The organism is Streptomyces sp. NPDC093252, assembly GCF_040683675.1.
Classification (GTDB): Bacteria; Actinomycetota; Actinomycetes; order Streptomycetales; family Streptomycetaceae; genus Streptomyces.
The window spans coordinates 304,723-323,531 of sequence record NZ_JBFBEM010000011.1 but is presented as its reverse complement, the minus strand read 5'-3'; the positions used below and the strand labels follow the sequence as shown (position 1 = coordinate 323,531).

18 protein-coding genes and 1 riboswitch are annotated in these 18,809 nt (G+C 72.8%); of the genes, 11 read left to right on the top strand and 7 right to left on the bottom strand.

Going from position 1 to position 18,809, the window contains the following annotated elements:
- Positions 1-114 precede the first annotated feature (114 nt).
- Both AB0O01_RS24310 and AB0O01_RS24305 read left to right on the top strand, forming a co-directional pair.
- Positions 115-1,401, top strand: coding sequence for a sensor histidine kinase (locus tag AB0O01_RS24310; protein ID WP_365316462.1), 1,287 nt, complete (start codon positions 115-117; stop codon positions 1,399-1,401).
- A complete protein-coding gene (locus tag AB0O01_RS24305) occupies positions 1,388-2,050 on the top strand; it encodes a response regulator transcription factor (RefSeq protein WP_365316384.1) in 663 nt (220 codons plus the stop codon). Before AB0O01_RS24310 ends, AB0O01_RS24305 begins: the two co-directional genes overlap by 14 nt.
- A gap of 32 nt (positions 2,051-2,082) precedes the next feature.
- On the opposite strand, the gene glgX is transcribed toward AB0O01_RS24305, so the two are convergent.
- Entirely contained in the window at positions 2,083-4,287 is a 2,205-nt protein-coding gene (gene glgX, locus AB0O01_RS24300) for a glycogen debranching protein GlgX (RefSeq protein WP_365316460.1), read from the bottom strand.
- Positions 4,288-4,469: 182 nt separating this feature from the next.
- On the opposite strand from glgX, the gene AB0O01_RS24295 reads away from it, so the two are divergent.
- The 4 genes from AB0O01_RS24295 to AB0O01_RS24280 all read left to right on the top strand — a co-directional run bounded on the left by AB0O01_RS24295 (position 4,470) and on the right by AB0O01_RS24280 (position 8,836).
- On the top strand, positions 4,470-5,711 hold the full coding sequence (locus AB0O01_RS24295; protein ID WP_365316382.1) for an Ig-like domain-containing protein: 1,242 nt from the start codon (positions 4,470-4,472) through the stop codon (positions 5,709-5,711).
- Between the two features lie 267 nt (positions 5,712-5,978).
- Positions 5,979-7,187 (top strand): Ig-like domain-containing protein, encoded by a 1,209-nt coding sequence (locus AB0O01_RS24290; protein ID WP_365316458.1) that lies wholly within the window; start codon positions 5,979-5,981, stop codon positions 7,185-7,187.
- A 91-nt stretch (positions 7,188-7,278) separates the two neighbouring features.
- Positions 7,279-8,046, top strand: coding sequence for an enoyl-CoA hydratase-related protein (locus AB0O01_RS24285; RefSeq protein ID WP_365316381.1), 768 nt, complete (start codon positions 7,279-7,281; stop codon positions 8,044-8,046).
- Positions 8,047-8,332: 286 nt separating this feature from the next.
- The gene (locus tag AB0O01_RS24280; protein ID WP_365316379.1) at positions 8,333-8,836 is read left to right on the top strand and encodes an ATP-binding protein; all 504 of its coding nucleotides are present in this window, start codon (positions 8,333-8,335) and stop codon (positions 8,834-8,836) included.
- Positions 8,837-8,858: 22 nt separating this feature from the next.
- Here the strand turns inward: AB0O01_RS24280 and AB0O01_RS24275 are convergent, their stop codons facing one another.
- Entirely contained in the window at positions 8,859-9,515 is a 657-nt protein-coding gene (locus AB0O01_RS24275; protein ID WP_365316377.1) for a GNAT family N-acetyltransferase, read from the bottom strand.
- Positions 9,516-9,570: 55 nt separating this feature from the next.
- Between AB0O01_RS24275 and AB0O01_RS24270 the strand changes: the two genes are divergently transcribed.
- Entirely contained in the window at positions 9,571-10,134 is a 564-nt protein-coding gene (locus AB0O01_RS24270) for a MerR family transcriptional regulator (protein ID WP_365316374.1), read from the top strand.
- Positions 10,135-10,179: 45 nt separating this feature from the next.
- Positions 10,180-10,392 carry an EF-hand domain-containing protein gene (locus AB0O01_RS24265; RefSeq protein WP_365316372.1) on the top strand — a complete coding sequence of 71 codons (213 nt, stop codon included), beginning with the start codon at positions 10,180-10,182 and terminating at the stop codon, positions 10,390-10,392.
- Positions 10,393-10,444: 52 nt separating this feature from the next.
- Here the strand turns inward: AB0O01_RS24265 and AB0O01_RS24260 are convergent, their stop codons facing one another.
- From AB0O01_RS24260 to gcvT, 5 genes are all read right to left on the bottom strand, one after another.
- Positions 10,445-11,002: a GH25 family lysozyme gene (locus AB0O01_RS24260; protein WP_365316369.1), complete on the bottom strand. Its 558-nt coding sequence runs from the start codon at positions 11,000-11,002 to the stop codon at positions 10,445-10,447.
- A 103-nt stretch (positions 11,003-11,105) separates the two neighbouring features.
- Positions 11,106-12,473, bottom strand: coding sequence for an L-serine ammonia-lyase (locus AB0O01_RS24255; RefSeq protein WP_365316367.1), 1,368 nt, complete (start codon positions 12,471-12,473; stop codon positions 11,106-11,108).
- A 102-nt stretch (positions 12,474-12,575) separates the two neighbouring features.
- Positions 12,576-13,865, bottom strand: coding sequence for a serine hydroxymethyltransferase (glyA, locus tag AB0O01_RS24250; protein WP_365316365.1), 1,290 nt, complete (start codon positions 13,863-13,865; stop codon positions 12,576-12,578).
- Positions 13,866-13,879: 14 nt separating this feature from the next.
- Positions 13,880-14,260 carry a glycine cleavage system protein GcvH gene (gcvH, locus tag AB0O01_RS24245; protein ID WP_365316364.1) on the bottom strand — a complete coding sequence of 127 codons (381 nt, stop codon included), beginning with the start codon at positions 14,258-14,260 and terminating at the stop codon, positions 13,880-13,882.
- Positions 14,261-14,427: 167 nt separating this feature from the next.
- Complete coding sequence (gcvT, locus tag AB0O01_RS24240) at positions 14,428-15,552, bottom strand: glycine cleavage system aminomethyltransferase GcvT (protein ID WP_365316362.1); 1,125 nt, start codon at positions 15,550-15,552, stop codon at positions 14,428-14,430.
- Between the two features lie 190 nt (positions 15,553-15,742).
- Positions 15,743-15,836: riboswitch (glycine riboswitch) on the bottom strand.
- 312 nt (positions 15,837-16,148) lie between these two features.
- Here gcvT and AB0O01_RS24235 point away from each other — a divergent pair.
- From AB0O01_RS24235 to AB0O01_RS24225, 3 genes are all read left to right on the top strand, one after another.
- Positions 16,149-16,817: an AAA family ATPase gene (locus tag AB0O01_RS24235; protein ID WP_365316361.1), complete on the top strand. Its 669-nt coding sequence runs from the start codon at positions 16,149-16,151 to the stop codon at positions 16,815-16,817.
- Between the two features lie 265 nt (positions 16,818-17,082).
- A complete protein-coding gene (locus tag AB0O01_RS24230) occupies positions 17,083-17,874 on the top strand; it encodes an enhanced serine sensitivity protein SseB (protein WP_365316359.1) in 792 nt (263 codons plus the stop codon).
- Positions 17,875-17,982: 108 nt separating this feature from the next.
- Positions 17,983-18,792, top strand: a complete 810-nt coding sequence (locus AB0O01_RS24225) for an enhanced serine sensitivity protein SseB C-terminal domain-containing protein (protein WP_365316357.1) — start codon at positions 17,983-17,985, stop codon at positions 18,790-18,792.
- The last annotated feature ends 17 nt before the right edge of the window (positions 18,793-18,809 follow it).

Below are 18,809 nucleotides of genomic sequence, written 5' to 3'. Positions count from 1 at the left end.
GGCAAGCAGGGGACGACCCGTGACGCCGGAAGTGGACGAACAGATATCAAAAAGACATGAAGCGGACATGAAACGCCCATGAAGAGCACGGGCCGCGCCGGGCAGACTGAACGGATGGGCGGCGGCGACACGGACCGGGACATCGAACAGCGCTGGGAGCAGTTCCGCCGCTGGGGCCCCTACGGACTGCTCGCCGTGGGCACGGCGATGTCCGCGGCCACCGCCCCGGAGCTGATGCCGGACACCGCCGAGCGCTGGGCCGCCGGGGCGTTGGTGGTGACCTCGGTGGTGCTCCAGGAGAGCTTCGACCGGGCCCGCCACCGCGCCGAGCGGGCCGGACGCCCGCTCACCCCCTCCCCGCTCGGCCTGGCCTTCTTCCTGCTGCGCTGGGGCATCGGCCTCACCCTGATCTGGCTGAACCCGTTCTTCGCCTTCGCCGGCGCCATCGGCTTCTTCGACGTGGCCGAACTGATCGAGGGCCGCCGCGCCCAGCAGTTCGGGGTGTTCGTCACCGCCCTCAGTGTCTCGCTGGCCCAGGGCGGGGGACTGCCCCTGCGCGGCCCCGCGCACCTGGTGGTGCTCGCCGGGCTGGTCGCCGCCAACACCGCGCTGTACCTGGTGATCGGGCACATCTCCGAGAAGGAGGAGGCCCGCTCCAGGGAACGGGCCGCGACCATAGCCGAGCTGGAACGCACCAACGCCGCCCTCACCCGCGCCCTCGACGAGAACAAGGCCCTGCACAGCCAACTGCTGGTGCAGGCCCGCGAGGCCGGGGTGGCCGACGAGCGGCGCCGCCTCGCCGCCGAGATCCACGACACCATCGCCCAGGGCCTGACCGGCATCATCGCCCAGCTCCAGGTCGTCGCCGCCACCCCCGACCCCGGCCTCGCCCGCACCCACCTGGACCGTGCCGCCGACCTCGCCCGGCACAGCCTCGGCGAGGCCCGCCGCTCCGTGCACAACCTCGCCCCCGTCGCCCTCGCCGGGGACGGGCTGCCCGGGGCGCTGAAGAAGACCGTCGCCGACTGGGGCGACCGCACCGGCGTCCGGGCCGGGTTCACCGTCACCGGCACCGCCGAGCACCTCCACGACGAAGTGTCCGCGACCCTGCTGCGGATCGCCCAGGAGGCCCTGTCCAACGCCGCCCGGCACGCGGCGGCCTCCCGGGTCGGCGTCACCCTCTCCTACATGGGCGACGAGGTCGTCCTCGACATCCGCGACGACGGACGAGGCTTCGACCCGGCCGCGCTGCCCGGCCGCACCCGCATCGGCGGCTTCGGCCTGGAGGGCATGCGGGCCCGCGCCGCCCGGATCGCCGGGTCGTTCGCCGTCGAGTCCGAGCCGGGCGGCGGCACCGCCCTGTCGGCTCGCGTACCGTTGGTCCGCCATGAGCAGCCCTGACGACACCCCGCCGATCACCCTGCTCGTCGTGGACGACCATCCCGTGGTCCGCGACGGGCTGCGCGGCATGTTCGACTCCGCGCCCGGCTTCACCGTCCTCGGCGAGGCGGCGGACGGCGTCGAGGCGGTCTCCCGGGCCCTCGCCCTGGACCCCGACGTGATCCTCATGGACCTCCGCATGCCGGGCGGCGGCGGGGTCGCCGCCATCGCCGAACTCACCCGGCGCGCCACCCGCGCGAAGATCCTCGTCCTCACCACCTACGACACCGACACCGACACCCTCCCCGCCATCGAGGCGGGCGCCACCGGCTACCTCCTCAAGGACGCTCCCCGCGACGACCTGTTCACCGCGGTACGCGCCTGCGCGGAGGGCCGTACGGTGCTCTCCCCGGCGGTCGCCTCCCGGCTGGTCTCCGCCGTCCGCGCCCCCGCCCCCGCCGACGAACGGCTCTCCGCCCGCGAGCGCGAGGTCCTCGCCCTGGTCGCCAAGGGCACCTCCAACCGCGAGATCGCCCGCGCCCTGTTCATCAGCGAGGCCACGGTCAAGACCCACCTCACCCACCTCTACACCAAACTCGGCGCGAAGGACCGCGCGGCGGCGGTGGCGGTCGCCTACGAACGGGGCATCCTGGGCCGCACCTCGCCCTAGCCCCGCACCCTCTCCCTAGAAACCCACCCCTCTCACCCCGCCACCCGCAGCAGCAGCACCGCCCGCCCCGGCACCTCCACTCCCACCCCCGCCGGCAGGATCACCCCGGGGGCGGCCCCCTGCTCCTCCCTCGACGTGTCCACCACCACCTCGTACGACGCCGCCCACGGCGGCCCCGGCAGGACGAACTCCACCGGGTCCGCGCCCGCGTGCAGCACGGCGAGGAAGCTGTCGTCCAGGATCGGCGCCCCGTCGGCGTCCCGGCCGGGGATGTCCCGCCCGGAGAGATACATGCCGAGCGTGGCGGCGGGGGCGTACCAGTCGGCCTCCGTCATCTCCGTGCCCCGCGCGGTGAACCAGGCGAGGTCGCGCAGCCCGTCCGCCGAATGGGACCGCCCGGAGAAGAACGCCCGGCGGCGCAGCACCGGATGCCGGTGGCGCAGCGCGATCAGCCGCGCGGTCAGCCCGTACAGGGCGCGCCAGCCCGGGTCGGCCAGCAGGGACCAGTCCAGCCAGCCGGTCTCGTTGTCCTGGCAGTACGCGTTGTTGTTGCCGCCCTGGGTGCGGCCCAGTTCGTCGCCCGCGACCAGCATCGGCACGCCGGTCGACAGGAGCAGGGTGGTGAGGAGGTTGCGGAGCTGGCGGCGGCGCAGGGTGAGGATCTCCGGGTCGTCGGTCTCGCCCTCGGTGCCGCAGTTCCAGGAGCGGTTGTCGTCGGTGCCGTCCCGGTTGGCCTCGCCGTTGGCCTCGTTGTGCTTGCGCTCGTAGGAGACCAGGTCGCGCAGGGTGAAACCGTCGTGCGCGGTGACGAAGTTGACGGAGGCGTAGGGCCGCCGCCCGCCCCAGGCGTACAGGTCGCTGGACCCGGACAGCCGGTAGCCCATCTCCCGTACGTCCGGCAGCGCGTGGCGCCAGAAGTCGCGCACGGTGTTGCGGTAGCGGTCGTTCCACTCAGTCCACAGCGGCGGGAACGCGCCCACCTGGTAGCCCCCGGCGCCCACGTCCCACGGCTCGGCGATCAGCTTCACCCGGCGCAGCACCGGGTCCTGCGCGATCACCGCGAGGAACGGGGAGAGCATGTCGACGTCGTGCATCGAGCGGGCCAGCGCCGCCGCGAGGTCGAAGCGGAAGCCGTCGACGCCCATCTCGGTGACCCAGTAGCGCAACGAGTCGGTGATCAGCCGCAGCACCTGGGGCTGCACCACGTGCAGGGTGTTGCCGCAGCCGGTGTAGTCGGTGTAGTGGCGGGCGTCGTCCTGGAGCCGGTAGTAGCCGCGGTTGTCGATGCCCTTGAGGGAGAGGGTGGGGCCGAGTCCGCCGCCCTCGGCGGTGTGGTTGTAGACCACGTCCAGGATCACCTCGATCCCGGCCGCGTGCAGCGCCCGCACCATCCGCTTGAACTCCCCGACCTGCTGCCCGGCGGTCCCGGTGGCCGCGTACCCGGCGTGCGGGGCGAAGTAGCCGATGGAGTTGTAGCCCCAGTGGTTGGTCAGGCCCCGGCGCAGCAGATGGTCCTCGTGCGCGAACTGGTGCACCGGCAGCAGCTCCACCGCCGTGACCCCCAGCGACACCAGGTGCTCGATCGCCGCCGGATGGGCCAGCCCGGCGTACGTCCCGCGCAGTTCCTCGGGGATGCCGGGGTGGAGCTTGGTGAAGCCGCGGACGTGCAGTTCGTAGATCACCGAGTCCGCCCAGGGCGTCTTCGGCCGCCGGTCGTCCGCCCAGTCGTCGTCATCGTGGACGACGACCCCCTTCGGGACGTACGGCGCCGAGTCCCGGTCGTCGCGGACGGTGTCGGCGACCTCCTCCTCGGGCCAGTCCCGGACATGCCCGTACACCTCCGGCGGCAGGGTGAAGTCGCCGTCCACCGCGCGGGCGTACGGGTCCAGGAGCAGCTTCGCCGGGTTCCAGCGGGCGCCGGTCCAGGGGTCCCAGCGGCCGTGCACCCGGTAGCCGTAGCGCTGGCCCGGCATCACCCCCGGGACGAAGCCGTGCCAGATCTCGTGGGTCAGCTCCGTCAGGGCCGCCCGGGTCTCCCGCCCGTCCGCGTCGAACAGGCACAGCTCCACCGCCTCCGCCCCGCCCGCCCACAGCGCGAAGTTGGTGCCCGCCACCCCCTCCGCCCCCGGCCGGAACCGGGCCCCCAGCGGCGACGGGGAGCCCGGCCGCACCGGCACCCCCGGCGGCCGGGGCCGTTCGCGGACCTCCCGCACCCCGGCGGGCTGCTGCTCCGGCACGGTCCTCTGCTCGGCTGTGCTGGACACGTCGGCGCCTCCCGCGGCTCATCGCGCGACGCGGTCGGCCGGGGTCCCGGCGTCCCTTGCCGGGCGTCCCGTCACGTCGTCTTCCCCCCGATTCTGCCCAGCGGGCGGCTCGCACTCACGTTTCCCCGGGACGGGCATGCTCGTTGTGCACATTCGTGAAGCACGTACACGGGCGCGCGCGGCGCGCGAGCGTCGTTCCGGCCATCCTTCTGACCTGCGCGGCCCTGCTGGCCACCGCGTCCGGCTGCACCGCGAACGGCTCCGCGATCGACGAGATGCTCGGCAAACCACCCGCCCCTCAGGACATCATCCGCATCACCCCCGACGACCGCGCCGAGGACATCACGGCCGCGCCCCCCCTCGCCGTCCGGGTGAACGAGGGCCGGCTGGAGTCGGTCCGGGTGGTCCGGACCCAGGACGCCGAGTCCGGCGAGGTCCCCGGACGGCTCACCCCGGACGGCCGCGGCTGGCATCCGGAGGAGCCCCGCCTCGCCCTCGCCGCCCGCTACACCGTCGACGCGGTCGCCGTCGACGGCTCCGGCCGCCGCACCGCCCGTCACACCAGCTTCACCACCCGGGTCCCCGCCGAACGCTTCATCGGCTATGTCGCCCCCGAGCACCGCTCCACGGTCGGCACCGGAATGATCGTCTCCGTCGCCTTCAACCGGGAGATCACCCACCGCGCCGCCGTCGAACGGGCCGTCAGGGTCACCGCCGACCCGCCCGTCGAGATCCGCCCGCACTGGTTCGGCGCCGAACGCCTCGACTTCCGCCCCGAGCGCTACTGGACCCCCGGCACCCGCGTCACCGTCGAACTCGGCCTGCGCGATGTCGAGGGCGCCCCGGGCGTGTACGGGCTCCAGCACAAGACGGTCTCCTTCACCGTCGGCCGCAGCCAGGTCTCCCGCGTGGACGCCGCCGCCCACACCATGGAGGTGCGCCGCGACGGCGAACTCCTCGCCACCGTGCCGGTCACCGCGGGCGGCCCCAGGTCCACCACCTACAACGGCCGGATGGTGGTCGCCGAGATGTTCGAGGTCACCCGGATGAACGGGGCCAGCGTCGGTTTCAAGAAGTCCGACGGCAAGAGCGAGTACGACATCCCGGACGTCCCGCACGCCCTGCGGCTGACCGACTCCGGCACCTTCCTGCACGGCAACTACTGGGCGGACGACTCGGTGTTCGGCCGCACCAACGTCAGTCACGGCTGCGTCGGGCTGCGCGATGTGAAGGGCGGCGCGGGGGACACCCCGGCCGGCTGGTTCTTCGACCGCACCCTCGTCGGCGATGTCATCGAGGTCGTGCACAGCAATGACCGGACGGTGGCTCCCGACAACGGCCTCGGGGGCTGGAACATGGGCTGGAAGGCATGGACGGCGGGCAGCGCCGTGAAGTGAGGCCCCCGGCCACGGGGTTTGGGACGAAACGGTGACCTTCACGCCCGTCCGGCCCTCCTGACCATGTGGTTACGATGCGGCCAGCGCGCGCGGGACGCGCGGGCCCGGGGTCCGGGGAACCCGGCGAGAATCCCCGGGGCGGACCCCCGGGGCGGACCCCGGGGAGCCCGGGGACATCGGGGACACCGGGGGAAGGGGAGAGGGAACTTGACAGCGGGACCGATATCGGGGGCGTCGGTCGGGGCGCGCACCCACCGGACACGGGGCATCCACCGCACACACGGGCGCGCGGGAGCGCTGCTGGCGGGTGTGCTGCTGCTGACCGTGACCGCCTGCGGCGGCGGGTCGGAGCCGGGACCGGGCACCGACGAGGGCAAGGGCGCGGGCAAGGACTCCACGGCGGCGCGGAGCGAGGAGTCCCGGGCGGTCGTCTCGATCGCCCCCGAGAACGGCGCCAAGGCGGTCGACACCAGCGGCGACCTCAGGATCACGGCGGCGGGCGGCGAACTGACCGAGGTCGTGGTCGCGGACGCCGAGGGCGCCGAGGTCGACGGGACGATCGCCGCGGACGGCGCCTCCTGGACGCCGTCCCGCCATCTGGCCGCCGCCACCACCTACCAGGTGCGCGCGGTCGCGAAGGACGCCGAGGGGCGCAGCGCGACCCAGGAGTCCCGTTTCACCACCCTCACCCCGAAGGCCACCTTCACCGGCACCTTCACCCCCGAGGACGGCTCCAAGGTCGGCGTCGGGATGCCGTTCTCGATCCGCTTCGACCGGGGCATCACCGACCCGGCGGCCGTCGAGAAGGCCATCGAGATCACCACCGAACCGGCCGTCGACGTCCAGGGCCACTGGTTCGGCAACGACCGCCTCGACTTCCGCCCCGAGGAGTACTGGAAGCCCGGCACCGAGGTCACCGTCCGGCTCGGCCTGGACGGCGTCGAGGGCCGCCCCGGCGTCTACGGCGAGCAGGCCAAGACCGTCGCCTTCACCATCGGCCGCTCCCAGGTCACCGTGGTCGACGCCAAGAAGCTGACCATGGAGGTCAAACGGGACGGCAAGGTCCTCAGGTCCCTCCCGGTCACCACCGGCGCGCCCGGCTACGAGACCTGGAACGGCCAGATGGTCATCACCGAGAAGCACGCCGAGAAGCGGATGGACGGCGCGACCGTCGGCTACCCCGGTGAGTACGACATCCCGGACGTGCCCCACGCCATGCGGCTGAGCGACTCGGGCACCTTCATCCACGGCAACTACTGGGGCGGCAGCGCCTTCGGCAACCGCAATGTCAGCCACGGCTGCATCGGTCTGCGGGATGTGAAGGGCGCCTGGGACGAGAAGGCGCCGGGCGCCTGGTTCTTCGAGAACTCGATGCTCGGGGACGTGGTCGTGGTGAAGAACTCCAACGACGACACCATCGCCCCGGACAACGGCCTCAACGGCTGGAACATGTCCTGGGCGGACTGGACGGCGTAGGCCGCCCTCCGGCGGGACCCGGACCCAGACCCGGACCCGGTGTGACCGACCGCACCGGGCCCGGCCCGTTAGGCGCCGTTAACCTGCTGCCATGACCGTGAATCTCGAAGTCGCCGAAGGCGTCGGCACGCTCCGGCTCGACCGTCCGCCGATGAACGCGCTGGACGTCGCCACCCAGGACCGGCTCAAGGTGCTGGCCGAGGAGGCCACCGCCCGCGACGACGTCCGCGCGGTGGTGATCTACGGCGGGGAGAAGGTGTTCGCGGCGGGCGCGGACATCAAGGAGATGGAGAACATGGACCACACCGCGATGGTCCTGCGCTCCCGCGCCCTCCAGGAGTCGTTCACCGCGGTCGCCCGGATCCCCAAGCCGGTGGTGGCCGCCGTCACCGGGTACGCGCTCGGCGGCGGCTGCGAACTCGCCCTGTGCGCGGACTACCGGATCGCCGGCGACAACGCCAAGCTGGGCCAGCCCGAGATCCTGCTCGGACTGATCCCGGGCGCGGGCGGCACCCAGCGCCTGGCCCGGCTGATCGGCCCCGCCAAGGCCAAGGACCTCATCTTCACCGGCCGCCAGGTCCGCGCCGACGAGGCCCTCACCCTCGGCCTGGTGGACCGGGTGGTCCCCGCCGCCGAGGTCTACGAGCAGGCGCACGCCTGGGCCGCCCGGCTCGCCAAGGGCCCGGCGCTGGCGCTGCGCGCGGCGAAGGAGTCGGTGGACAGCGGGCTGGAGACGGACATCGAGACCGGGCTGGCGGTGGAGCGCACCTGGTTCGCCGGGCTGTTCGCCACCGAGGACCGGGAGCGCGGGATGCGCAGCTTCGTCCAGGACGGCCCCGGCAAGGCGAAGTTCCGCTGAGCACCGTGCCCGGAAGGCGCCGCGGGGCTTGCAATTGACGCGATGTCTCATTCCGGGTCCCTCGATGGGGCGGTTTATGGCAGCCTTAAGCCAGCCTTAAGTCTGCCGCGTCGAGGGAGACCGCCTGTTGCCATCCTCCGAGCCCTCTCCGCAGGTCGGACGCGCCCTGCCGGAGTCCGAACTGCCGACGGCATATGTCGATCGCATGCACCGGAATGGTTCGTTCCGGGGGGCGTATTCCCCCGGAACGGCCACGCCCGATCCACCGGACGGCCATGATGGGTCCATGGCGGGGCTGGACGGCATCGAACAGCCGCGGGGACACGGCCGTGCGACCGCGGCGCGCTGGTCGCCCGCGGTCGAGGACGAACGGGCGCTCAGGGCGCTGGAGTTGTACGGCAATCCCACCGTCGCCGAGGTCGCCCTCCCCTCCCGCCCCGAGTCCGCCGCCACCGCCCGCCGCCTCGCCCAGGTGGTGGTCCTGCGTGAATGGGGCTGCACCCCCAAGCTCACCGAGGACGCCGTCCTGCTGGTCTCCGAACTCGTCGGCAACGCCGTACGGCACACCGGCGCCCGGATCTTCGGACTGCGGATGCGCCGGCGCCGGGGCTGGATCCGGGTCGAGGTCCGTGACCCGTCCCGGGGACTGCCCTGTCTGATGCCGGTCCAGGAACTCGACATCAGCGGCCGGGGCCTGTTCCTGGTCGACCGCCTCGCCGACCGCTGGGGCGTGGACCTGCTGCCCCGAGGCAAGACCACCTGGTTCGAAATGCGCGCAGCCGACCGCTGACCCCTCACCCTCCTCACTGCCCTCACTGCCCTCTGAGCAGCACCTCCGACCCCACCGGAAGGTAACCCGCCGCCAGGAACGCCCGCAGACTGCGGGCGTTCCCCGCCGCGATCTGCGCCCACACCGGCTCACCCCCGGACAGCCGCCGCGCCTCGGTCACCAGCCGCCGCCCCGTCCCCCGCCGCCGCGCCCCCTCGGCCACCTCCACCGCGACCTCCAGCCGCCCCCCGACCCCGCGCCCCAGCACCAGCACCCCGCCCTCCCCGTCCTCCCACACCCGCACCCCGTCCCGCCGCCGCAGCGCGCTGACGACCCGGGGATGCGAGGGGTCCGCGACCTCCCTGAGCCCGGCGCCGGGTGCCCCCGGCAGCGGCCCCGCCACGGCCAGCACATCGACGGTGTCGGTACGGCGCCCGGTGCGGGCCAGCAGGGCGCCCAGGAAGGAGGGGTGCATGGCCGCGGCCAGCGGATCGGCCGGGGTGGCGGCCAGCGCCCCGTGCACCCAGGCGGGATCCTCGTCCGTGAAGACGACGGAGTGCGCGGTGAAGGCGAGGACCCCCGCGTCCCGCGGGTTGTCCTGGGGGACGACGACGGCCGACCCGTCGGGCGCCGGGAACACCCCCCGCCCCGCATCCGCCAGAATCTCCCGCAGCCCGGTCCCGGTCCCCGTCCCCGCCATCCGCCCCGCTCCCGTCCTTGAGTCTCCACCCGCTGGAAGGCCCAGACTCACACACATGATCGACACCGGCACCGGACTTCTCACCATCGGCAGCCTCGCCCGCGCCACCGGACTGTCCGTGCGCACCATCCGCTACTGGTCCAACGAGGGCGTCCTCACCCCGGTCACCCGCTCCCCGGGCGGCTACCGGCTCTACGACGCCGGGTCGGTGACCCGCCTCGAACTGATCGGCACCCTGCGCGAACTGGGCCTCGGCCTGGAACACGTACGGCAGGTGCTGGCCGGGGAGACCACGGTCGCGGACGTGGCGGCGGCGCATGTGGCGGCGCTGGACGCACGGATCCGGACGCTGAAGGTCACCCGGGCCGTGCTGTCGACCGTGGCGCGGGACATCGCCCCGGAATCGCCGGAGGCGACCCGGCTCCTGCGGGACCTGGCGCCTGTCGACAAGGACATGGACTGGACCGCCGTACAGGAGCGGCTGGAGGCGATGACCGACGAGCGGGTGGCGCGCTACCGGGAGCTGGTGTCCCGGGTGAAGGGCGGGGACCCGGCCGCCGCCCGCCGGGAGGAGTTCGCCTGGGTGGTCGCCGCCGTCCGCCATCGGGCGGCCCGATAATCTGACCCTCGTACACCTGCACAGACACGATGAAGGGGCGGATCGGTGGCGGACATCGAGGCGGCGCGCAAGGAGTTCGAGCGGATCGACACCGACGGTGACGGACAGATCACCGCGGCGGAGTTCAAGACCGCTCTCGCGCAGGGGGGCGACTGGAATGTCACCGAGGCGGTGGCCGAGGCGATCATCGCGAGCCGCGACCTCAACGGCGACAAGCTGCTGTCGTTCGACGAGTTCTGGGCGCACCTGAACAAGTGAGGCGGGCGAGGGAGGGGAGAGGCCCAACAGCCTCCTCCCTCCCTCCCTCTCCTCAGGCGCCGCCCGCCCACTCCTTGAGGGCGGCCATGGACGCGAAGTCCCCGACGTTCTGGTCCAGCGGGGTGTCCGTGTACTGATGGAAGCGCCACTTCGCCGTGATCCGGGGCTCGCCCGCCGTGACGTAGTCGGCGATCCAGAGACCGTCGCCCGCGTAGGAGGTGGTGTCGATGGTGAGCCAGAAGTTGCGGTTGCAGTACAGGACCACCCGGTTGTCCGGGCGGAGTTCCTTCACCTTCTTGAGGAAGCTGTCCTTCTCCGCGTTCGAGGCGTAGGTGCCCGCGCCGGTGGTCTCCCAGTCGACGGCGAGGAGGTCGCCGGGCTTGTCGGGGGCCTGGGCGACGAAGTACTCGGCCTGGGCGGTGAGGTTGCCCGGCCACAGGAAGTGATAGAAGCCGACGACCAGCCCGGCGTCCCGGCCGTGCTTGGTCTGGTCGATGAGCTTCGGATTGGTGAAGCTGCGGCCCTCCGTCGCCTTGATGAAGACGAAGGACAGCCCATCGGTGTCGTAGGTCGACGACTGGTGGGAACTGACGTCGATGCCGTTGAGCAAGGGGACTCCCGGAAGGGTGCGTGGGGGGGAAGGGGGAGTTGGGGTACCGAGGTCTGCTGGAGGGCCCATGCCCACGATCGTCGGCGCTGACGCGGGGCGCGCGTCAGCACTCGATGATGTTCACCGCGAGCCCACCGCGCGCCGTCTCCTTGTACTTCACCGACATATCGGCGCCGGTGTCCTTCATGGTCTTGATGACCTTGTCCAGGGACACCTTGTGACTGCCGTCGCCGCGCATCGCCATCCGGGCGGCCGTGACCGCCTTCACCGCGGCCATGCCGTTGCGCTCGATGCACGGGATCTGGACGAGGCCGCCGACGGGGTCGCAGGTCAGGCCGAGATTGTGCTCCATGCCGATCTCCGCCGCGTTCTCCACCTGCTCCGGGGAGCCGCCCAGCACCTCGGCCAGCGCGCCCGCCGCCATCGAGCAGGCCGAGCCGACCTCGCCCTGGCAGCCGACCTCGGCGCCGGAGATGGAGGCGTTCTCCTTGAAGAGCATGCCGATCGCGCCCGCGGCGAGGAGGAAGCGGACCACGCCGTCGTCGTCCGCGCCCGGCACGAAGTTGAGGTAGTAGTGCAGGACCGCCGGGATGATGCCCGCGGCCCCGTTGGTCGGGGCGGTCACCACCCGGCCGCCGGCCGCGTTCTCCTCGTTCACGGCCATCGCGTAGAGCGTGATCCACTCCATGGCGAGGGCCTGCGGGTCGCCCTCGGAGCGGAGCTTGCGCGCGGTGGTCGCGGCCCGGCGGCGGACCTTCAGACCGCCCGGCAGGATGCCCTCACGGGACATGCCCCGGGTGACACAGGCCCGCATCACCCCCCAGATGTCCAGCAGCCCCTCGCGGATCTCCGCCTCGCTGCGCCAGGCCCGCTCGTTCTCCAGCATCAGCGCGGAGATCGACAGACCCGTCTCCCGGGTGAGCCGCAGCAGCTCGTCACCGGTGCGGAAGGGGTGCTTCAGGACCGTGTCGTCCAGCTTGATCCGGTCGGCGCCCACCGCGTCCTCGTCGACCACGAACCCGCCGCCGACCGAGTAGTACGTCTTGGAGAGGAGTTCGGTGCCGTCCGGCCCGTACGCCCACAGGGTCATGCCGTTGGCGTGGTAGGGGAGGGCCTTGCGGCGGTGGAGCTTGAGGTCGGTGTCGAAGGCGAAGGGGATCTCCCGCTCGCCGAGCAGGCTCAGCCGCCCGGTCGCCCTGATCTCCTCCACCCGGTCGTCCGCCTTCTCCACGTCCACCGTGCGCGGCGAGTCGCCCTCCAGACCGAGCAGCACCGCCTTCGGGGTGCCGTGGCCGTGGCCGGTCGCGCCCAGCGAGCCGTACAGCTCGCAGCGGACGGAGGCGACGGCGGGCAGCAGGTCCTCGTTGCGCAGTCGGCGCGCGAACAGGCCCGCCGCCCGCATCGGGCCGACCGTGTGCGAGCTGGACGGGCCGATACCGACCGAGAACAGGTCGAAGACCGAGATGGCCACGGGAACAACCTCCAGAGCGGGCGGGGGCACACATCCTCGGATGCCCCCGCCGGGGAACTACAGGAACTACAGGAACTACAGGAACTGCACGAACTGCACGAACTACGGGGTGAGCGTCGGGTACAGCGGGTGCTTCGCGGCCAGGGCCGTGACCCGGGCCCGCAGCGCCGCCGCGTCGGCCTCCCCGAAGGGATCGGGCGCCTTGAGCGCCTCGGCGATGACATCCGCGACCTCGGCGAAGTCCTCCGCCGTGAAGCCGCGGGTGGCCAGCGCCGGGGTACCGATCCGCAGCCCCGAGGTCACCATCGGCGGACGCGGGTCGTTGGGGACGGCGTTGCGGTTGACCGTGATGCCGATCTCGTGGAGCCGGTCCTCGGCCTGCTGTCCGTCCAGCTCGGAGGCGCGCAGATCCACCAGGACGAGGTGCACATCCGTGCCGCCGGTCGCCACGGCCACCCCGGCCGCGCGGGCGTCCTCGGCGGTCAGCCGCTCGGCGAGCAGCCGCGCCCCCTCCACCGTACGCCGCTGGCGCTCCTTGAACTCCTCGCTCGCGGCGACCTTGAAGGAGACCGCCTTGGCCGCGATCACATGCTCCAGCGGGCCGCCCTGGAAACCGGGGAAGACCGCCGAGTTCAGCTTCTTCGCGAACTCCTTCGACCGGGCCAGGATGATCCCGCCGCGCGGCCCGCCCAGCGTCTTGTGGGTGGTGGAGGTGACGACATCCGCGTACGGCACCGGGTTGTCGTGCAGCCCCGCCGCGACCAGCCCCGCGAAGTGCGCCATGTCGACCCAGAGGTACGCCCCGACCTCGTCGGCGATCCGCCGGAACGCGGCGAAGTCGAGCCGGCGCGGGTACGCCGACCAGCCCGCGATGATCACCTTCGGCCGGTGCTCCTTGGCGAGCCGCTCCACCTCGGCCATGTCGACCAGCCCGGCGGCGTCGACGTGGTAGGCGACGACCTCGAACTGCTTGCCGGAGAAGTTCAGCCGCATGCCGTGGGTGAGGTGCCCGCCGTGTGCCAGGTCCAGGCCGAGGATGGTGTCCCCGGGCTGGGCGAGGGCGAACAGCGCGGCCTGGTTGGCGGAGGCCCCGGAGTGCGGCTGGACATTGGCGTACTCGGCGCCGAACAGCTCCTTCACCCGGTCGATGGCGAGCTGCTCGGTGACATCGACGTACTCGCAGCCGCCGTAGTAGCGGCGGCCGGGGTAGCCCTCGGCGTACTTGTTGGTCAGCACCGAGCCCTGCGCCTCCATCACCGCGACCGGCGCGAAGTTCTCGGAGGCGATCATCTCCAGCGTGGACTGCTGGCGGCGCAGCTCGGCGTCGACGGCGGCGGCGACCTCGGGGTCGAGGTCGTGCAGGGGGGTGTTCAGGGAGTCCTGGGCAGTCATCGGTGGGGGTCCCCTCAGCCGGCCGAGAAGGCGGTGTACTCGTCGGCGGAGAGCAGCTCGGCCGGCTCGTCGGCGATCCTCACCTTGAACAGCCAGCCGCCCTCGAAGGGGGCCGAGTTCACCAGCGCCGGGTCGTCCACCACGTCCTGGTTGGACTCCACGACCTCGCCGGTGACCGGGGAGTAGAGGTCGGAGACGGACTTCGTGGACTCCAGTTCGCCACAGGTCTCCCCGGCGGTGACCGCGGCCCCGGCCTCCGGGAGCTGGGCGTAGACGACATCGCCGAGCGCGTTCGCGGCGAACTCGGTGATGCCGACCGTGGCCACACCGTTCTCGTCGGTGGCCGACAGCCACTCGTGTTCCTTGCTGTACCGCAGTTCCTGGGGGTTGCTCATGGCCTGAATTCTCCTGTACGGGGATGGCTGGTGAGGGGCGGGGGCGGGGGGGAGTGCCGGTGGCACCCGGGGGTGCGGCGGGCGCAGTTTCCGTCGGTGTTTCCGTCGGTGTTTCCGTCGGTGTTTCCGTCGGTGTTTCCGTCGCAGCGTCCAGCGCTGCTTCGGCGCTACTTCCGGCGCTTGTAGAACGGCAGGGCCACGACCTCGTACGGCTCGTGGCTGCCGCGGATGTCGACGCCGACCCCGGCGGTGCCCGGCGCGGAGTGCGCCGCGTCGACGTACGCCATGGCGATCGGGCGGCCCAGGGTGGGGGAGGGGGCGCCGGAGGTGACCTCGCCGATCACCCGGCCGTCCGTGACCACCGGGTACCCGGCGCGCGGCACCCGGCGGCCCTCGGCGACCAGGCCGACCAGCACCCGGGGCGGGTCGGTCTCGGCCCGCTCCGCCGCGTCGGCGAGCGCCGCCCGCCCGACGAAGTCGCCGTCCTTGTCGAACTTCACCACCCGGCCGAGCCCGGCGTCGAAGGGCGTGAGGTCCGCGGTCAGCTCGTGCCCGTACAGCGGCATGCCCGCCTCCAGGCGCAGGGTGTCCCGGCAGGACAGCCCGCACGGGACGAGCCCGGCGGCGGCCCCGGCCTCGGTCAGCGCCTCCCACAGCACGACCGCGTCCTCCGGCTGCGCGAACAGCTCGAAGCCGTCCTCGCCGGTGTAGCCGGTGCGGGCGATCAGCGCGGGGACGCCCGCGACCGTGCCGGGGAGCCCGGCGTAGTACTTCAGGCCGTCGAGGTCGGCGTCGGTGAGGGACTTCAGGATGCCGGGGGACTCGGGGCCCTGGACGGCGAGCAGCGCGTAGGCGTCCCGGTCGTCGCGGACCTCGGCGTCGAAGCCGTCCGCCCGCTCGGTGAGGGCGTCCAGCACGACCTGGGCGTTGGAGGCGTTGGCGACCACCAGGTACTCGGTCTCCGCGAGCCGGTACACGATCAGGTCGTCCAGGATGCCGCCGTCGGCCCGGCAGATCATGGTGTAGCGGGCGCGGCCGGTGCCGACGGCGGCGATATTGCCGACCAGGGCGAAGTTCAGCAGGGCGGCGGCCCCGGGGCCGGTGACGGTGATCTCGCCCATGTGGGAGAGGTCGAAGAGCCCGGCCCGGGTGCGGACGGCGACGTGCTCGTCCCGCTCGGAGCCGTAGCGCAGCGGCATGTCCCAGCCCGCGAAATCGGTCATCGTCGCCCCGAGCGAGCGATGCAGGGCATCGAGCGCGGTACGGCGGGGTGCGGGTGCGGCACTGCTCATCGGTCGGTCTCCCAGGCATGACGGCACGGCAGGACGGCGGGACGGTCCTCTCCGTCACGGGGACGGTGAGGCGGTCCTCCCCATCTGTCATCGGAACCTGAGAGGTTCGCCATGATCATTGATCATCACGGCTTGCACCTTGGGTGGGGCCACCGCGCCACTGCGGCGGCGGCCCGCTTTTCAGATGTGCCTCGCCCGCGCGGTACGGGGCCTGAGAGATTCAAGGGAGGGACTTGCTCCTTCGGCGCCCCGGTGATCACCGGGGACTCTCCCGCGCGGATTCAAGCGGCCGGTATGCAGTTAGGGCCTGTCACAGGCGCCGCCATCATTGCACGCATCGGCCCGGCACGTCAGGGGGAGGCCCTCCGGGCGTCGGCCCGGGTATCGGCTCAGGCGTCGGCTTGGTGATCGGCTCGGGCATCGGTGACGTATGGGCAGGTTTGACAGGGCATGCTCAGTGGGCACGGAGATCGACAGCTCTCTGTAGCAGGCTTGTTGCGCCACGCTGACGGAATGACGAGACACCGCGAATTACCTTCTCTTTACACTCGACGGGGAGGGAACCTCGTGAACCGCCCCAGGGGAGGACGATCACGGTGAACAGGACCACGGCGTACGCGACCACCACCGGCGCCGCACTGCCCGGGCAGCCCCCCGCCCCGGCCCGGGAGGCATGCCCCCCGCTGCCCGCCCCCGTCGTCCGCGACCTGCGCGAGCGGGCCGGCCGCAGCCCCCACGCCCTCCTCTTCGGCCCCCGCGACCTGGTCGTGGTCACCGGCCTGCCCGGCAGCGGCAAGTCCACCCTGATGCGGCGCACGGTGAAGTCGGCGCGGATCGACTCCCAGGACACCCGCGACCGCTGGGACCAGCGCGCCCCGGCCCTCCTCCCGTACACCGTCTACCGCCCCCTGGTCCGGATCGCCCACTACACCGGGCTGTACCGGGCCCTGCGCACGGGCGAGGGGGTCGTCGTGCACGACTGCGGCACCCAGGCGTGGGTGCGGGCCTGGCTGGCCCGCGAGGCCCGGCGGCGCGGCGGCCGGCTGCACATCCTCCTTCTCGACGTCACCCCCGAGCAGGCCCTCCAGGGTCAGCGCGAGCGCGGCCGGGGTGTCTCCCGCTACGCCTTCCGCCGCCACCGGGGGGTCGCGGCGCGCCTGCTCCACCGCATCCAGAAGGACCGCCTGCCGACCGGCGTCGGCTCGGCGGTCCTCCTCGACCGCGCCGCAGCGGACCGACTGCGCCGGATCGGGTTCACGGGGTAGGGGACCGGGACCACCGGGTTCCCCGGGGTGAGGGGCGCCGGACGCCGGGGGTTCGGTCGGGGGCCCGACCCGGGCCGCGGCGCCGGGGCGCGGCAGCCGGCCACAGCACCACCCCGGGCACGACCACCGCGCCCCGCACCACCACCGCCCCCACCGCGCCCTCGCCCCCCTCGCCCGGTTACCCCCGGAGGGACCCTCACGCGCTAGCCTTTCCAGCCCGAAGAGCAGTGGCAGTGGCACGTGGTACTCGGCAGGCGGTAGCAAGATGGACTTCCCGGCGGATCTTCCCGCGGACTTCCCGGTGGGGGCGCACCCCCACCCGCACGGTGGCTGGCCCGGCAACGAGCTGGAGGAGGTGCTCTCCGCCGCCCTCGGGGTCCCGTCGGCCGGTCCGCGGATCGTGGAGGTGCTGGGCCGCAGCTTCCTCTGGGTGCCGCTGCCCAACGGCGGCGGGCCCGACAGCGGCCCCCTGGACCTGCCCACCACCGAGATCGACGGCCAGGTCTACGTCCCGGTGTTCAGCTCCGAGGAGCAGTTCCGCCAGGTCGTCGGCGCGCATATGTCGTACACGATCGCGCCCGCCGTCGAGTTCGCCCGGGGGCTGCCCCCGCAGGCCGGGATCGTGCTCAACCCGGGCGGCACCGTGGGCATCCCGCTGCCGCCGCCCGCCGTGGCCGAGCTGTGCCGGGCGGGCCGTACCGCGCTGGACGGGCCGGCCGGCGGCGGCCGGGTGCGGCTGTTCGAGCCGGACTGGCAGGACGACCCGGTGGACTTCCTGGCCGCCGCGTCCGCCGAGTTCGCCGCCCTCGGGGTGGTGGTGACGGCCCGTCGCTGCCTGGCCGCCGTCGAGACCGCCGAACCGGCGCTGTTCGTCGGGGTCGAACTCGACCGGTGGGACGGCGACATCCGGGCGCTGCCGCTGGCCGCCCTGGAGCGGGCGGTGACCGGCGCCCCGCCCAAGTGGCCGGTCAACCTCGTCCTGTTGGACGTGGCGCAGGACCCGGTGGGGACCTGGATGCGGGACCGGGTGCGGCCGTTCTACACGCGGGACGCGTGACCGGCTCGCGGCGGGCGCGCCGGGCCCCGGATCCGGCGTCGCACGTAAGCTAGTGTCACGGTCGAAAAAAGGGCGTTGCAAGCAGCCCACGAAGGGGCGGGGAAGACAGTGAGCGCGAGCGGCACCGCCGCAACCGGCCAGGTCGAGCACACCCTGCGACAGGTGACGCCGGGTCGGTACGACACCTACGAGGCGCTGCTGCACGCCCTCGCCACCCCCACCGCGGGCCAGATCTGGATGCTGCTCTGGCACGGCCAGGCCGGCTCCCCGGACGCCCAGTACGGAAACATGGAGGTCGAGGGCTACGCGTACGCCCCCTGCGTCACCTCCGCCCAGGAGCTGTCGGCCAGCGGCTGGAACCGCTCCTACGAGGTGGTCGACGCCCTCGACGTGGCCCGCACCCTCTACCCCGACCACTACGGCCTCTGGCTCAACCCGCACTCCCCGGGCGGCGGCGTCGGAGTGCCCTGGCTCGATCTGCGCCGGATCGCCCTCGGCCTCGACCGCCAGCCCGCCGGACCGCTCCGGCTGACCGAGCCCACCGTCGAGGTCCCCCAGTTCTACGCGCTGCTCGCGCAGAACGCCCACCGCACCCCCGCGCTGCGCTCCCTGCGCCGGGCCTGGGTGCAGCCCGCGCTCGGAGCGCCGTATCTCGCCATCGGCCTGGAGGTGTACGACACCTCCCCGACGGCGGTGGACGCGGTGCGGGCGATGATGCACCAGTCGATCGGCGCCTGCCCGGACGGGCTGCCGGTGTCCACGGTGGCGATGTCCGACGCGTACTGCCCGGTGGCGATGTGGATGCGGGCCAACGCCCGGCCGTTCTACGACCGGGAGGCACACGCCCCGGCCGCCGCTCCCGCCCCGGCCCAGGTACCCGGCGGCGGCTACGGCTATCCTCCGCCCCGGAGCTACTGACCGGTCACCCCGGGACG

Coding starts and splice junctions, on each gene's coding strand:
- AB0O01_RS24310 (WP_365316462.1), top strand. CDS start 115: ATGGGCGGCGGCGACACGGACCGGGACATCGAACAGCGCTGGGAGCAG.
- AB0O01_RS24305 (WP_365316384.1), top strand. CDS start 1,388: ATGAGCAGCCCTGACGACACCCCGCCGATCACCCTGCTCGTCGTGGAC.
- AB0O01_RS24285 (WP_365316381.1), top strand. CDS start 7,279: ATGACCGTGAATCTCGAAGTCGCCGAAGGCGTCGGCACGCTCCGGCTC.
- AB0O01_RS24280 (WP_365316379.1), top strand. CDS start 8,333: ATGGCGGGGCTGGACGGCATCGAACAGCCGCGGGGACACGGCCGTGCG.
- AB0O01_RS24275 (WP_365316377.1), bottom strand. CDS start 9,515: ATGGCGGGGACGGGGACCGGGACCGGGCTGCGGGAGATTCTGGCGGAT.
- AB0O01_RS24270 (WP_365316374.1), top strand. CDS start 9,571: ATGATCGACACCGGCACCGGACTTCTCACCATCGGCAGCCTCGCCCGC.
- glyA (WP_365316365.1), bottom strand. CDS start 13,865: ATGACTGCCCAGGACTCCCTGAACACCCCCCTGCACGACCTCGACCCC.
- gcvH (WP_365316364.1), bottom strand. CDS start 14,260: ATGAGCAACCCCCAGGAACTGCGGTACAGCAAGGAACACGAGTGGCTG.
- gcvT (WP_365316362.1), bottom strand. CDS start 15,552: ATGAGCAGTGCCGCACCCGCACCCCGCCGTACCGCGCTCGATGCCCTG.
- AB0O01_RS24230 (WP_365316359.1), top strand. CDS start 17,083: ATGGACTTCCCGGCGGATCTTCCCGCGGACTTCCCGGTGGGGGCGCAC.